This window comes from Streptomyces sp. CC224B (assembly GCF_030010595.1).
GTDB classification, from domain to species: Bacteria; Actinomycetota; Actinomycetes; order Streptomycetales; family Streptomycetaceae; genus Streptomyces; species Streptomyces longispororuber.
In genome coordinates, this window is record NZ_JASCXL010000027.1 from 42,781 (window position 1) to 56,724 (window position 13,944).

Genomic DNA, 13,944 nt, shown 5'->3' on the forward strand with positions numbered 1-13,944 from the left:
ATTCGACCCGGGGAACAGGGCGCGTACCAGCAGCAGTTGTCACCCGCAGAGATCACGGATCGAGATGAATGCGGGTGTGCGGGGCGCGCCCCGCACGGAGAGCGCCAGGGGTGTGACCGGCGCGGCGGAGGGGGCGGCGGGCCGGTGGAACTGCGGCAGTTGGAGTACTTCGCGGCGGTCGCCGACGAGGGCGGTTTCAGCCGGGCCGCCGAACGCCTCGGCATCGTCCAGTCGGCGGTGAGCCAGCAGGTGCGCCGCCTGGAGCGCGAGCTGGGCGTGGCGCTGTTCCGGCGCACCACGCGGCACGTCGAGCTCACCGGCGCGGGCGAGCGCCTGCTGCCCGAGGCGCGCGCGGTGCTCGCCGCGGCACGGCGGACCCGGCGGGTCGCGGCCGACCTGGCGGCGGGCGACGGCGTGCTGCGCCTGGGCACCGTGCAGGGCCCCGGCGACCGCCTGCCCCGGCTGCTCGCGGACCTCGCGGCGGCGGCACCCGGGCTCCGCGTCCGGCCGCGCCGCCTGGGGCTCGCCGAACGGCTCGCGGCGGTGCGCTCCGGGGAACTGGACGCGGCGCTGGTGCGGGCGGCGCCGCGCGCGCCGGGGCTCGAACTCCTGCCGGTGTGGCGCGACCCGCTGTACGTGGCGCTGCCCGCGGGCCACCGCCTCGCGGGCGCGCCGTCGCTGCGCCTCGGCGACCTCGCGGACCTGCCGCTGCGGCTCGCTCCGCGCGGGGACAACCCGCCCTTTCACGACCTGGTGATCGGCGCGCTGCGGGCGGCCGGGGCCGAACCGCCGTACGGGCCGCCGTTCACCACGCTCCAGGAGACCCTGGCCGGGATCGGCGCGGGCCCCCCGTCGTGGACGGTCTTCTACGAGGTGGCGGGGGTGCCGTCGTTCCCGCGGGTGGCGGTGCGGCCGCTCGCCGCCCCGGCCTTGACGACGTACCTCGCGGTGCTCCCGGGGGTCCCGGGTCCGGCGCTGCGCCCCCTGCTGGCGGTGCTGGCGGACCCTGCGGCGTCAGACTGAGGCCTCCGCGCCCTCGTGGTGGCGCTGGTAGTGGCCGCGCCAGCGCGGTGTCGCCGCGCCCCCCATCACCGTCATCACCACGTCGTGCGCGAGCGTGTCCGCGACCGGCAGGTGGCCGAAGAGCACGCGGTGGTACGTGGTGGCACCGAGCATGTCCAGGAGCAGGTCCAGGTCGGCGTCCGGCCGGATGTCGCCGCGCTCGATGCCCCGGCGCAGCGCGGCCTCCGTCGTGGCCCTGCGGGGCCGGAAGACCGTCTCGGTGAAGACGCGGTCCAGCTCGGGGTCGTCGGCGAGCTCGGCCACCAGGGCGGGCAGGGTCCGGCGCCCGAGCGTGCCGCCGAAGGCCTGGCTGAGGGTGTCGATGCCCAGGATGAGGTCGCAGTGGGTGCAGCCGGTGTCCGGGGTGGGCGCGGTGCCCATGGTCTCGGCGAGCGCGGCGATCACGAGGTGCTGCCGGGACGGCCAGCGGCGGCGGATGGCCGGTTTCGTGGTGCCCGCGCGCCGGGCCACGCCCTCGAGCGTCAGGTGCGGATAGCCCGACTCCTCCAGGAGTTCCAGCGTCGCCCGGACGATGGCCTCGTCGAGCCGGGCGTCACGCGGGCGTCCCGCCGAACGGGCGGGCGGGGCTGCGGAATCCGGGGTTGCCATGGGGTCCAGTATAGGTAGCATGTGCTTTCGTTCCGTTCCGGATCGAAACGTAAAACGCAAAGGAGGGCCGGCCTTGCCGTCAGAGCCGCCCGCAGGGAAAGCGACCGCCCCCGGCGCCCGCGCCGAGTCCGCACCCGCACCCGCACCCGCACCCGCACCCGCGTCAGCCTCCGCACCCGCGGCGGCACCCGTGCCCGCGTCCGCCTCCGCACCGGCGCCCGGGGCGGCGTCCGCGTCCGGCCCGAGCGCCGCCCCGGCCACGGTCGACGCCCCCCAGCCGCCCGCGCCCGGCGGCCCTCCTCCGCCGAGCCCGGCCGCCGAGAGCGCCTTCCGCGCTCCCTACGCCGCCCTGACCTGGGGCATCGTGCTGTCCGTCGGGCTGGTGGCGTTCGAGTCGATGGGGGTCGCCACGGTGCTCCCGGAGATCGCGGGGCGGCTGGGCGGCCTGCACGCGTACGGCTGGGGGCTGTCCGCCCTGATGCTCGCCAACCTCATCGGCACCGTGGCCGCGGGCCGTGACGCCGACCGGCACGGCCCGGCCCGGCCGCTCGCCGTGGGCCTGGTGGTGTTCGCGGCGGGCTGCGCCCTCGCGGGGGCCGCGCCGAACTGGCCCGCCTTCCTGGCCGGCCGCTTCCTCCAGGGGCTCGGCGTCGGGGCGGTGATGGCGCTCGCCTACGCCGTCATCGGCCTGGCCTACCCGCAGCACCTGCGGGCGCGCATGTTCGCCCTGGTCGCCGGCGGCTGGACCGTGCCGTCCCTCATCGGTCCGACGGTCGCCGCCGTGATCGCCGACCACGTGTCCTGGCGCGGGGTGTTCGTCCTGCTGCTGCCCCTGATCGCGATCGCCGCCACGCTGGCGCTGCCCCCGCTGCGCCGCCTCCACCACGCTGAGGCCTCCGGCCCCTCGGCACCCGCTGCCCCGTCCGGCGCCGCCCTTCCGCCGGTGAGCTGGTGGGCCGGTCCGGTCGCGCGGAGCGTCCTGCTCGCGGCGGGCACGGGCGTCCTGCTCGCCGGGCTCCAGGTGCGCCGGCCGGCCCTGCTCGTCCCGCTCGTCGTCGTGGGCGGTGCCGTGGCGGTCCTCGCGCTGCGCTCCGTCACGCCGCCCGGCACGCTCGTCGCCCGGCGGGGCGTACCGACGGGGGTGGTGCTGCGCTTCCTGCTGTGCGGCGCGTACTTCGGCAGCGAGGCGTTCCTGCCGCTCGGCCTGGTCCAGCTGCGGGACCTGAGCGCCTCGCAGGCCGGCCTCGGTCTGTCGGCGGGCGCGATCACCTGGGTGCTCGGGGCCGCCTGGCAGGGCCGGGCCGACAGCCGGTGGAGCGGGCGGTCGCGGGCCGTGCCGATCGCGGCCGGGTGCGCGGTGCTGCTCGTGGGCATCGCGGTGATGGCGCTCGGCGTCCTCGTCGACGCGGTACCGGCCCTGACCGCCGTGGCCGGGTGGGCGATCGGCGGCGCGGGCATGGGTGTGGCCTTCAACGCCGCCACCACCGACGCCATGGAGCAGGCCCCCGCGGACCGGCAGGGCGAGGCCGGCGGCGCCATGCAGCTCGCCCAGACCCTGGCCGTCGCCGTCCTCAGCGGCCTCGGCGGCGCCGCCGTCTCGCTGGCGTCGGCGTACGGCTCGACGGTGACGGTCGCCCTGTCGGCCACGTTCGCGCTCACCGCCGCGCTGGCCGCGGCGGGGGTCCTCGCGGCCCACCGCATCAGGCCCGCCGGCCGTCCCTGACCCGGGTCGCCCACAGCCGTCACCGGACCGTTCCGGTGCTGCCACCATGGGATCTTCAGCCGTCCGCGCCCGGCGGACAGGCACGTGACGAAGGGGACGGGACATGCCGAAGGGCGCGGACGAACGCGGGACGACCAGCAGAACGAGGTCCGCGGGGCTCGCCCTGGGGGCACCGGCCGTCGCTGCGGCCGTGCTCACCGGTGTCGTCGCGCTCTACATCGCGCTCGTCGCGTTCGGCAACCTCACCGACTTCGACACCAACCGGCAGTTCGTCCGGCACGTCCTGGCGATGGACACGACCTTCAAGGACGAGAACCTGATGTGGCGCGCCGTCGAGTCCCGCGCCCTCCAGGACGCCGCGTACGTCGCGATCATCGCCTGGGAGACGCTCGCCGCGCTGGTCCTGATCGCCGGGACCGCCCTGTGGGTCGCGGCGCTGCGCGGGCGCGCCGGCGGGTTCGGCAGGGCCCGGCGGCTGAGCACCGTCGGCCTGCTGATGCTGGTGCTGCTGTTCGGCGGCGGCTTCATCGGCATCGGCGGCGAGTGGTTCGCGATGTGGCAGTCCGAGGACTGGAACGGCCTCGACGCGGCCACCCGCGTGGTCACCCTGTGCGGGATCGCGCTGCTGGTGGTCCACCTCCCCGCCGCCGGACGGACGTCCGGCGGCGGGGTCACCGCGCGGAGCGGGGAGGCGGACGCCTGAGGCCGCGAGCCGGAGCCGCCCCCGCGTGATCACGCGCCACCGGTGTGTGGTAACCGACAGTTCCGATTGTCGGGGCCATCCCCTAGGCTGAGGTCATGCCCTTAATCCCCCAACCCCATGGTTCCACACGGTCGTCTGCCGAGCTGAACGAGCGGATACGAGGCCTGTGGCTGCGCGCCGGCGGCCGCCTCTCCGCCGAACAGCGCAGGGAGTACGAGCAGTTGGTGACCGAGTGGGCGGCGGCGGTCCGGGCGGAGGTCGTCCAGGCCGCGTAGCGCGGCACTCCCTCTTGGCTGCGCCCGCCCGGTGCCCAAGACTGTGCCGATGACGCAGCGTGTGGAACTCGCGGCCGTGCTCGACCGGTTGGCCATCGACACCCTCATCACGGACTACGCCGGCACCGTCGACGACGGCGACTGGGACGCCTACCCAGGGCTGTTCACGCCCGACGGGCGCGCCGACTACCGGTCGGCGGGCGGCATCGAAGGCACCGCCGCCGAGGTGTCGGCGTGGCTCGCACAGACGATGCGTGCCGTCGCGATGCGCCAGCACCTCATCGTCAACCGCAGGGTCCGCTTCGACGTCCGCGAACAGGACGTCGGCGACACCGCGCGCGTACGCGCCGACTATGTGAACCCCATGCGCTTCGCCACCGAAGCGGACGGCGCCCCCGGCACCGCGCCCGACCTCACCTGCGGCGGCCGCTACGAGTTCGCCGCCCTGCGGACGCAGAGCGGCTGGCGGCTGTGCGAGGTGGTCGTACGGGAGAAGTGGCGCAGCACGCACACCGCCGACCGGCCCGGCGGTCTGGCCGCGCGGCGGACGGACGCCCCACCCGGGCGGAGCTGATCCGGACGACGGGCGGGACCGGACGGTGACGGGCGGGGCCGGACGGGCCGGACAGTGGCGGGCGAGGCCGTGCGGCCGCAGGCCGGGCCGGTCGACGGCGGGCAGGGACGGCCGCGCTCCGCGTACGGCCGGGCGGGAGCGGTCACCGTGCCCGGAGCGCGTCCGTCCGGTCCGGTGACCCGGCGGCGCCGCCCCCTGTCCTAGATCGCGACCGGCGCGCACACTGGAGCACGACCGGGCCTGAGGCCGAGCCGGGGGCGAGGAGGCACGCTGCATGGACGTACTCGGCGGCAAGCGGTCACACCGGTGGGCCCCGCCGGCGCACCGCCCTCCGGCCTGGCGCCCGCGCCTGGAGACCGCCCTGGCCTCCCCCCGGCAGCGCGGCGCCCTGGCCGTGCTCTGCGGCGCCCTGCCCGCGCTCGCCTTCCCGGAGCCGTCGTGGTGGTGGTGCGCGTACGTCGCGCTCGTGCCGTGGATCCTGCTCGTCCGCTCGGCGGGGTCGGGGCGCGGGGCCGCGCGCGACGGCTGGCTCGGCGGGCTCGGCTTCATGCTGGCCGTGCACCACTGGCTGCTGCCGAGCCTGCACGTGTTCACGCTCGTCATCGCCGCGCTCCTCGGCCTGCTGTGGGCTCCGTGGGGCTGGCTCACGCACCGCCTCCTGGGCGGCGCCCCCTCCCCCGGGCGCGCGGTGGCGGCGCTGTTCGTGCTGCCGTCGGCCTGGCTGACGGTCGAACTGGTGCGGTCCTGGGAGGGCCTGGGCGGGCCGTGGGGGCTGCTCGGCTCCAGCCAGTGGCAGGTGGAGCCCGCGCTGCGGCTCATGTCGGTGGGCGGCGTCTGGCTGGTCAGCGCGCTCGTCGTCGGTGTGAACACGGGCGTCGCGGTGCTCGTCGCCTGGCGGTCGGCGCGCGTCCCCGCCGTCGCCGGGCTCGTCGCCGCGGCCGCCGCGGCCACCACCGCCTGGGCCTGGTCCCCGCGCCCCGAGACCACGGGCAGCGTCCGCGTGGCCGTCGTCCAGCCCGGCGTCCTGGACGGCGCCGACGCCCCCGACCGGCGCTTCGACCGCGAGGAGGAGCTGACGCGGACCCTCGCGGGCCGCGACCTCGACCTCGTCGTGTGGGGCGAGAGCAGCGTCGGGCACGACCTGGCCGACCGGCCCGACCTGGCGCGGCGGCTCGCCGCGCTGTCCCGCCTGGTGGGCGCCGACGTCCTGGTGAACGTGGACGCGCGCCGCTCCGACCGGCCCGGCATCTACAAGAGTTCCGTACGCGTCGGCCCGGACGGCCCGACGGGCGACCGCTACGACAAGATGCGGCTCGTGCCCTTCGGCGAGTACGTCCCGGCGCGCGCCCTGCTCGGCTGGGCCACGTCGGTGGGCAAGGCCGCAGGCGAGGACCGCAGGCGCGGGGAGCGCCCCGTCGTGATGGACCTGACGGGCGGGGTGCGCGTGGGGCCCCTGGTGTGCTTCGAGTCGGCGTTCCCCGACATGAGCAGGCACCTGGTCCGCGAGGGCGCGCAGGTGCTGCTCGCGCAGTCCGCCACGTCGACGTTCCAGGGCAGTTGGGCGCCCGAGCAGCACGCCTCGCTCGCGGCGGTGCGGGCCGCCGAGACCGGCCGCCCCATGGTGCACGCGACGCTCACCGGCGTCTCCGCCGTCCACGGCCCGGGCGGCGAGCGCGTCGGCCGGCCGCTGCCCACCTCCGCGTCGGACACCGCGGAGTACGAGATTCCGCTGGCCACGGGCACGACGCCGTACGTACGGCTCGGCGACTGGCCGGTGTACGCGGCGTTGGCCGTCCTCGCCGCGCTCGCCGCCGCCGAGGGGGCGCGGGCGCTCAGGCGGCCTGGTCGAGGACCGCGCGTACCACCCGCTCGCACAGCTCATGGGTCGCCAGCGCGTCCCGCGCGCTGAGCACCTTGCCCGCGCGCACGGCGTCGAGGAAGGCGAGCACCACCTGCTCGATGCCGCGCTGCCGCACCACCGGCACCCAGTCGCCGCGCCGCCGCACCGTGGGCTGGCCCTTGTGGTCGACGACCTCGGCGAGGTTGAGGACCTGCCGCTTGGTGTCCTGGCCGGAGACCTCCAGGATCTCCTCCGTGGAGCCGCTGAGGCGGTTCATCACGCCGATCGCGGTGAACCCGTCGCCCGCGAGCTGGAGCACGACGTGCTCCAGGAGGCCGTCCGCGACCCGGCCGCGCACGCTCACGTGGTCCACCGCGCCGGGCACGAGGAACCGCAGCGTGTCCACGACGTGCACGAAGTCGTCGAGGATCATCGTGCGCGGATCCTCGGGAAGGCCCACGCGGTTCTTCTGCATCAGGATCAGCTCGCGCGGGTGCTCGGCGCACTGGGCGTAGCCGGGCGCGTAGCGGCGGTTGAAGCCGACGGCGAGGCTCACCCCGCGCTCCTCGGCGAGCGCCACGAGCCGCTGGGAGTCCGCGAGTTCGTACGCGATCGGCTTGTCGACGTACGTGGCCACGCCCGCCTCCAGGAGGCGCCCGACGATCTCCGGGTGGGCGCTGGTCGGCGCGTGCACGAAGGCGGCGTCGAGGCCCTGGGCGAGCAGCGACTCCAGGTCGGCGTGGCGGCGTGCGGCCGGGACGTGGTACGTCTCCGCGGTCCGCTCCAGGGTGGCGGGCGTCCGCGTCTGCAGGTGCAGCTCGACGTCCGGCTGCGTGGTGAGCACCGGCAGGTACGCCTTCCGCGCGATGTCGCCGAGTCCGATGCAGCCGACCTTCACCACTGTCTCCCTACCGTCGTGCCGGTGGGCGCGGGTGCGCACCGGCGTCCGTCCCGGCAGCATACGGGTCCGTCGGTGGGCGCCAGTCGGCGATCGAGGCGAACCCCCGCGTGATCAGGTTCGGGCCGAGCAGGGAGAGCGCCCGCAGGGCGGTGTCGCGGGCGGCGACGAGCGCGCCGCTGGAGAGGTGGTTGAGGCGGGCCGTGCGGGCGGCCCGCCGCACGACGGCCGTCGTGCGGGGCACGCGCGCGGCGCTGTGGGCGGCGAGGCCCGCGAAGAGGTCGCCGCCGGGGCGGGCGTGGTGGCCGAGGACGACGCCGTCCTCGATGGCCTGGTTGCCGCCCTGCCCGAGCGTCGGCGCCATGGCGTGCGCCGCGTCGCCGACCAGCGCGACGCGGCCGCGGTGGTGGGCGGCGAGCGGCGTGGCCATGTGCCAGACGTCGTTGCGCAGCACGTCCTCGGGGCGCGCGGCGGCGACGATCTCCGGGATCGGGTCGTGCCAGGCGGCGAAGCGGCGCGTCAGCTCGGCCTTCTCGTCGTCGGGCGCGCGGGTGCCCGGGGGCACGAGCGCGGTGGCGTACGCGTAGACCCTGCCGTCCTTCAGCGGCTGCGTGCCCCACAGGCCGCCGCGCCCCCAGGTCTCGTGCGGCTCGAAGGACCGCCCGGACGCGGGCACGATGAGCCGCCAGGCGGTGAACCCGGTGTAGACGGGCCCGGGGTGCTCCGGGAACAGCGTCGCGCGCACGGCGGAGTTGATTCCGTCGGCCCCGACGACGAGGTCCGCCTCCAGGTCGTCGCCGTCGGCGGTGGTCACGACGGCGGGGCGGTCCGGGCCGCCCGCGTCGGTGAGCCGGGCGGCGGCGCCGGTGCGCAGGCAGTCGCCGGGCAGCGCGCCGACGAGCAGGTCGACGAGGGTGGCGCGGTGCAGCAGCACCAGCGCGCCGCCGAACCTCCGCGCGGTGGCGGCGGAGGTGGTACGCACCAGCCAGCGGCCGTTCGGCGCGCGCAGGCCGGCCCCGCCCTGCCAGGCGGCCAGCTCGCGGACGCCGTCGCCCAGGCCGAGGACGTCCAGGGCGCGCTGGGCGTTCGGGGCCAGGGCGATGCCGGAGCCCACGGGCTCCAGGGAGGCGGCGCGCTCCAGGACGGTGACCCGCCAGCCGGACCGGCGCAGGGCGAGGGCGGTGGTGAGCCCGCCGATGCCGCCGCCGACGACGACGGCGCGGGGCTCGCGGGGCTTGGCTGCTCGGGACATGGCTCCTCCTCGGTCGCACACCCCGGCCACTACGGCTGTAGTGCCGACGGAAACAGACCGTACTACAGCTGTAGTGGCGCCGGTAGGCTGGCCCCATGTCCGCACGCACCCCGGGGACCGCACCCGTCCGCGGCGCGTCCCGCGCCGAACTGATCGCCGACACCGCGCTCGCCCTGCTCGCCGAGCGCGGCATGCGCGGCCTCACGCACCGGGCCGTCGACGAGGCCGCGGGCCTGCCCACCGGCTCCACGTCGAACCACGCCCGTACGCGGCTCGCGCTCCTGGAGGCGGCCGTACGGCGCCAGGCCGAGCGCGAGGCGGCCGTCCTCGCCCCGGACGAGCTCCCGGACCCGGCGGGCGACCGCGCGTCCCTGGTCGACGGCCTGGCCCTGACCCTGCACCGCTTCCTCACCGGCGAGGCGCACCGCGCGCTGCTCGTGTCCCGGTACGAGCTGGCCCTGGAGGCGACGCGCCGCCCGGAGCTGCGGGCGTACTACGACGCGACCGGCGCCCGGTTCCGCGACCTGCTCCGCGGCCTCCTCCGCGCGGCGGGCTCCACGGACCCGGAGCGCCACACGCTGTCCCTGGTGGCCTGGTGCGACGGCATGCTCTTCGCCTGCGTGGCCGGCTCCTACAGCACGGAGCCCCCGACACGGGGGGAACTGCGGGCGGGGTTGGCGGAGTTGCTGGGGGGGTTGCTGGACGGGTGAGGGGGCGGGGGGCCGGGGTGGCCGGGGGCCGGGGTGGCCAGGGGCCGCGGTCGCCAGGGGCCGGGGTGGCCAGGGGCCCAGAGTGGCCAGGGGCCCGGGGTGCCCGCGGCCCCGGAGTGGGGCGGAGGCTCGCACCCTCGGCCGGGGGCCGGTGACCGGGGCGCGGGGTGGGGCGGAGGCTCGCACCCTCGGCCGGGGGCCGGTGGTCACCCCCGCCGACCAGAGGTTCGCCCCGTCCCCCGTGCGGGGGCATCCACCCTCTTCGGCGGGCCGGGCACCCCCGCGGGCTGCACTGTGGGGCGGGTGCGGCGTTCGACGACCACCATGGCCCTGCTCGTCTCCGTGACCGTCACGGCCGTCTCCGGCTGCGTCGGTGTGGACCGGACGTCCGCCGGTCCCGGGGGCGCCGCCCCCACCGGCTCGCCGGAACGCTCGGCCGGCGCCGGGGACCGACCGCCGCCGGTCCCGGAGCCCACCCAGGCTCCCGGGCACGACCGGCTGCAACGCGCCGGAGCGCCGCCCGCCGTCCCCGCCCGGGCCGCCACGATCGGCACGGCTCCCGCTCCGGCCGCCCCCGCGCCGCCGGACCCGCCCCCGACGGCCGCCCCGGCCGACGCCCCCGTACGCGTCGACCGGCCCCCGAAGCCCCCTCGGCCCGAGCCCCGGCAGCGCCCGCCCCGCCGGCCCGAGAAGCCGTCCCGGCCACCGGCGCAGGCCCGGGGCGAGACGGACATCTGCGCCCTCGGCGAGCGGTTCGGACGCTGGCGGCCGGACAGCCCGGAGGCGGTCATCTGCCGCGAGGTCTACGGGGATTGAGGGGATCGAGGGGGATTGACGACGGCCGGGGGAACGGCGGCCGGGCCCGGCCAGGAAGGCGGGGCCGAGCCCGGGGCGGCGGGCGCGGCCGTGCCCGGGGCCGGAAAGCACACCCGGCCCCGGGGAGGCGACACCCCGCGCCCGGCCCGGACGCACCCCGGCCCGGCGCGGTGGCCGTCACTCCTCCGCCGCCCCTTCCCCCACCTGCGTCTCCAGGCGGTCCAGCGCCGCGCGGATGCCGTCGCCGTAGCTGTCGTCGCCGAGGGCGCCCACCGCGCCGCGCGCGAGGCGCAGATGGCTGCGGGCCGCCTCGGGGCGGGCGAGCTTCACATAGTCCGCCGCCAGGTTCAGGTGCAGCGAGGGGTAGAACCCGCGAACGGCGAGCGAGTGGTGGTGGGCGCCCACCCGGTCGTCGGTCAGCTCCTGCGCGGCCGACAACGCCCGCAGGTCCCAGGCCAGTTCGTCCGCCGGGTCGTCCTGCGTGTCCGCCATGTAGTGCGCCAGGGTGCAGCGGTGCAGGGCGTCGCCGTCCTCGCCGATCTCCGACCAGAGCGCGAGGAAGCGGCTCCGCGCCTCCTCGCGGTCCCCGGCGTGCTGGAGCATGACCGCCTGCCCGATCCGGGTCATCACGACGTCCTCGCCGTCCGCCGTCCGTTCCTGCCGCTCCACCACCGCGCCGCCCTCCACCGTCCACCGTCCGCCGCCGGTCCTGTGCCGCCGGCCGCTGCCGTCCGTCGTCCCGTCGTCCGCCCGCCCGGCCGTCAAGGCGTCAGGTCGTCCGACGGTGCCGACGCTAGCGGCCGGCACTGACAATCGCGGTCAGGCACGGTGCGACGCGGGCGGCCCGGGCCCGCCGCTGCGCCAGGCCGGTGACCCCCGCCGCCCCGGCCCGCGGATCAGCCCAGGTCCGGGATGCGCCAGTCGATCGGCGCGTGCCCCTGGGCCGCGACCGCCTCGTTGATCTGCGTGAACGGGCGGGAGCCGAAGAACCTCCGGGCGGACAGCGGGGAGGGGTGCGCGCCCTTCACCACGACGTGCCGCTCCTCGTCGATCAGGGGCAGCTTCTTCTGCGCGTAGTTCCCCCACAGGACGAAGACAGCGGGGTCGGGGCGGTCGGCCACGGCCCGGATCACGGCGTCCGTGAACTTCTCCCAGCCCTTGTTCTTGTGGGAGTTCGCCTCGCCCGCGCGGACCGTCAGGACGGCGTTCAGGAGCAGGACGCCCTGGCGGGCCCAGGGCATCAGATAGCCGTTGTCCGGGACGGGCAGGCCGAGCTCCTCCCGCATCTCCTTGTAGATGTTCCGCAAGGAGGGCGGGGTCCTGACGCCCGGGCGGACCGAGAAGCACAGGCCGTGCCCCTGGCCCTCGCCGTGGTACGGGTCCTGGCCGAGGACGAGCACCTTGACCTCGTCGTACGGCGTCGCCTCCAGGGCCGCGAACACCTCCTCGCGCGGCGGGTACACCGGCCCCTTCGCCCGCTCCTCCTCGACGAAGTCGACGAGCTCCTTGAAGTAGGGCTTCTGGAGCTCCTCGCCGAGGACTCCGCGCCAGGACGCGGGCAGCATGGCGATGTCGGTCACGTCAACAACCTCCGGTGTACGGTCCGTTCTTCGGCACAGCCCGGCACCGGCCGCCGGCTCTTCGGCTCTCCGGCTCTTCCGTGCGGACTGTCGTCTCCACAGAACCTACCGGCGGCCACTGACAACCGGTCCCCGGGCGGCGGTCGCCGCCCTCGCCACAGTCCCACCGCAGTCCCGCCGCAGCCCCACCGCAGTCCCACCGCCCGCGAGCTACCAGCTCGTCTTCCGGCTCAGCTCCCACATCATCATGATCGCCGAGGGGTCGAGGGCCCGCTCCCCGCCCGCGATCTCCTCGCTGGCCATGATGTACTGCTTGCCCTGCCACAGCGGCAGCAGCCGGGCGTCGTCGACGAGGATGCGCTGCGCCTCCTCGAACTCGTCGACGACCTCCCCCCGGTCGGCCGCGCGCCGCGACCGCGGCAGCACCCCGTCGGTGATCCCCGGTGTCCGGTAGGGCGTGTTGAGCACGTTGCGCTCGCCCACGAAGGGTGCGATGAAGTTCTCCGCGTCCGGGAAGTCCGGGAACCAGCCACGCCCGAAGACCGGGTACTCGCCGTCCTTGTAGCCCTTCTCGAACGCCTTCCAGGGACGGCCCTGGATCTTGATCTCGAACAGGCCCGAGGCCTCCAACTGCCGCTCCAGCTCGGCGAACTCCGCCGCGGTCACGGAACCGTAGCGGTCGGTGGTGTACCACAGGGTGAGCGGCACCCGTCCGGTGATGCCCGCGGCCGCGAGGATCCGCCGGGCCTTGGCCGGGCTCGGCTCGCCGTAGGTGTCGAAGAAGCCCGTGGTGTGGCCGGTGACCCCGCGCGGCACCATGGAGTACAGCGGCTCGACCGTGTCCTTGTACACCTTGTGCGCGATCGCCGCGCGGTCCACGGTCTGCGCGACCGCCTTGCGTACGGCGGGCTTGCGCGCCCAGGGGTCCTTGGGGTTGAACACCAGGTAGCGGATCTCGGCGCCGGCGCCCTCGACGAGCCGGAGGTGGCCCTCCTTGTCCGCGCCCTGCTGCGCCACGACGTCCTCGGCGGCGATGCCGCGGAAGGTGACGTCGAGCTCCTTGTCGCGCAGCGCCTCGACCATGGCCTCGGAGTCGTCGAAGTAGCGGATGGTCACGGCGTCGTTCTTGCGGTCGGCGCCGCCCTCGTAGTCGTCGTTGCGGACCAGTTCCGCCTGCTCGCCGGAGCGGTACGAGGCCAGCGTGTACGGACCGGAGCCGGTGACCCCGTCGCCCTCGCGGAGCCGGTCGGCCGGGTAGTCGGCGGGGGCCACGAGGGACAGCGCGGGCGTGGCGAGCACGAACGGGAAGGTGGCGTCCGGCTTGCGCAGCTTGAACACGACCGTGCGGTCGCCCTCGGTGGAGACGGAGTCCAGCGAGCCGAGCAGTCCGGCCGGGCCGCCCTCGACGTCGATGCGCCGGATCCGGTCGACGGAGTGCTTCACGGCCTCGGCGTCCAGCGGGTCGCCGTTGGAGAACGTCAGGCCCGCGCGGAGCGTACACGTGTACACCGTGCTGGAGCCGTCGGTGAACTCGCACGATCTGGCCGCCTCGGGCTGCGGCTCGGTGGCGCCGGAGGGGAAGCTCAGGAGCGTCTGGAAGACGTTCCGGTACAGCTCCCAGGAGCCGTCCCAGGACGCCGCGGGGTCGAGCGTCGTCGGCGCGCTCGTGGTGCCGACGGTGATGGCGTCCTCGTCGTCCGCGCCCCCGGACGACAGCAGCCCGCACCCGGCGAGCAGGGATATCGACACCGTCGCCGCGACGGGGCGCAGACATCGAAGCTGACCTCTGGTGAACACGTACGCGCTCCTCGATCCGCCGTGCCATGGGTCGGCAGACCATACCGCAAGGCCCCGTCCGGCCAACCCTGTTGGCGGACGGGACTTTTCGCAGCTCACCCTTGG

At 76.0% G+C, this 13,944-nt stretch carries 14 protein-coding genes; 8 read left to right on the forward strand and 6 right to left on the reverse strand.

What is annotated here, in order from left to right; genetic code table 11:
- Positions 1-144: 144 nt before the first annotated feature.
- On the forward strand, positions 145-1,023 hold the full coding sequence (locus QK440_RS13425; RefSeq protein ID WP_282793303.1) for a LysR family transcriptional regulator: 879 nt from the start codon (positions 145-147) through the stop codon (positions 1,021-1,023).
- Here the strand turns inward: QK440_RS13425 and QK440_RS13430 are convergent.
- Positions 1,015-1,671, reverse strand: a complete 657-nt coding sequence (locus QK440_RS13430; protein WP_282793304.1) for a TetR/AcrR family transcriptional regulator — start codon at positions 1,669-1,671, stop codon at positions 1,015-1,017. The genes QK440_RS13425 and QK440_RS13430 overlap by 9 nt on opposite strands.
- 190 nt (positions 1,672-1,861) lie before the next feature.
- Here QK440_RS13430 and QK440_RS13435 point away from each other — a divergent pair, with 190 nt between their 5' ends.
- The 5 genes from QK440_RS13435 to lnt all read left to right on the forward strand — a co-directional run bounded on the left by QK440_RS13435 (position 1,862) and on the right by lnt (position 6,855).
- Positions 1,862-3,394, forward strand: coding sequence for an MFS transporter (locus QK440_RS13435; RefSeq protein ID WP_282793305.1), 1,533 nt, complete (start codon positions 1,862-1,864; stop codon positions 3,392-3,394).
- 103 nt (positions 3,395-3,497) lie between these two features.
- On the forward strand, positions 3,498-4,097 hold the full coding sequence (locus tag QK440_RS13440) for a DUF2165 domain-containing protein (protein ID WP_282793306.1): 600 nt from the start codon (positions 3,498-3,500) through the stop codon (positions 4,095-4,097).
- A gap of 95 nt (positions 4,098-4,192) precedes the next feature.
- Positions 4,193-4,372, forward strand: coding sequence for a hypothetical protein (locus QK440_RS13445; protein WP_282793307.1), 180 nt, complete (start codon positions 4,193-4,195; stop codon positions 4,370-4,372).
- Between the two features lie 49 nt (positions 4,373-4,421).
- Entirely contained in the window at positions 4,422-4,946 is a 525-nt protein-coding gene (locus QK440_RS13450) for a nuclear transport factor 2 family protein (RefSeq protein WP_282793308.1), read from the forward strand.
- A 274-nt stretch (positions 4,947-5,220) separates the two neighbouring features.
- Positions 5,221-6,855, forward strand: a complete 1,635-nt coding sequence (lnt, locus tag QK440_RS13455; RefSeq protein ID WP_282793309.1) for an apolipoprotein N-acyltransferase — start codon at positions 5,221-5,223, stop codon at positions 6,853-6,855.
- Here the strand turns inward: lnt and QK440_RS13460 are convergent.
- Positions 6,779-7,684 carry a Gfo/Idh/MocA family oxidoreductase gene (locus tag QK440_RS13460; protein ID WP_282793310.1) on the reverse strand — a complete coding sequence of 302 codons (906 nt, stop codon included), beginning with the start codon at positions 7,682-7,684 and terminating at the stop codon, positions 6,779-6,781. The genes lnt and QK440_RS13460 overlap by 77 nt on opposite strands.
- Positions 7,685-7,694: 10 nt before the next feature.
- Positions 7,695-8,936, reverse strand: a complete 1,242-nt coding sequence (locus QK440_RS13465) for an FAD-dependent oxidoreductase (protein ID WP_282793311.1) — start codon at positions 8,934-8,936, stop codon at positions 7,695-7,697.
- 95 nt (positions 8,937-9,031) lie between these two features.
- Here QK440_RS13465 and QK440_RS13470 point away from each other — a divergent pair, with 95 nt between their 5' ends.
- Positions 9,032-9,646 carry a TetR/AcrR family transcriptional regulator gene (locus QK440_RS13470; protein WP_282793312.1) on the forward strand — a complete coding sequence of 205 codons (615 nt, stop codon included), beginning with the start codon at positions 9,032-9,034 and terminating at the stop codon, positions 9,644-9,646.
- 303 nt (positions 9,647-9,949) lie between these two features.
- Positions 9,950-10,462: a hypothetical protein gene (locus QK440_RS13475; protein WP_282793313.1), complete on the forward strand. Its 513-nt coding sequence runs from the start codon at positions 9,950-9,952 to the stop codon at positions 10,460-10,462.
- Between the two features lie 177 nt (positions 10,463-10,639).
- Here QK440_RS13475 and QK440_RS13480 read toward each other — a convergent pair whose 3' ends face one another.
- The 3 genes from QK440_RS13480 to QK440_RS13490 all read right to left on the reverse strand — a co-directional run bounded on the left by QK440_RS13480 (position 10,640) and on the right by QK440_RS13490 (position 13,839).
- Positions 10,640-11,089 carry a hypothetical protein gene (locus tag QK440_RS13480; protein WP_282793347.1) on the reverse strand — a complete coding sequence of 150 codons (450 nt, stop codon included), beginning with the start codon at positions 11,087-11,089 and terminating at the stop codon, positions 10,640-10,642.
- A 269-nt stretch (positions 11,090-11,358) separates the two neighbouring features.
- A complete protein-coding gene (ung, locus tag QK440_RS13485) occupies positions 11,359-12,042 on the reverse strand; it encodes a uracil-DNA glycosylase (RefSeq protein WP_229925479.1) in 684 nt (227 codons plus the stop codon).
- A 210-nt stretch (positions 12,043-12,252) separates the two neighbouring features.
- Positions 12,253-13,839: an ABC transporter substrate-binding protein gene (locus QK440_RS13490; protein WP_282793314.1), complete on the reverse strand. Its 1,587-nt coding sequence runs from the start codon at positions 13,837-13,839 to the stop codon at positions 12,253-12,255.
- Positions 13,840-13,944 lie beyond the last annotated feature (105 nt).

Bases quoted from the DNA above. Each gene is read 5' to 3' on its own strand.
- QK440_RS13480 (WP_282793347.1), bottom strand. From the start codon at position 11,089: ATGACCCGGATCGGGCAGGCGGTCATGCTCCAGCACGCCGGGGACCGC.
- QK440_RS13465 (WP_282793311.1), bottom strand. From the start codon at position 8,936: ATGTCCCGAGCAGCCAAGCCCCGCGAGCCCCGCGCCGTCGTCGTCGGC.
- lnt (WP_282793309.1), top strand. From the start codon at position 5,221: ATGGACGTACTCGGCGGCAAGCGGTCACACCGGTGGGCCCCGCCGGCG.
- QK440_RS13430 (WP_282793304.1), bottom strand. From the start codon at position 1,671: ATGGCAACCCCGGATTCCGCAGCCCCGCCCGCCCGTTCGGCGGGACGC.
- QK440_RS13445 (WP_282793307.1), top strand. From the start codon at position 4,193: ATGCCCTTAATCCCCCAACCCCATGGTTCCACACGGTCGTCTGCCGAG.
- QK440_RS13470 (WP_282793312.1), top strand. From the start codon at position 9,032: ATGTCCGCACGCACCCCGGGGACCGCACCCGTCCGCGGCGCGTCCCGC.
- QK440_RS13440 (WP_282793306.1), top strand. From the start codon at position 3,498: ATGCCGAAGGGCGCGGACGAACGCGGGACGACCAGCAGAACGAGGTCC.
- QK440_RS13450 (WP_282793308.1), top strand. From the start codon at position 4,422: ATGACGCAGCGTGTGGAACTCGCGGCCGTGCTCGACCGGTTGGCCATC.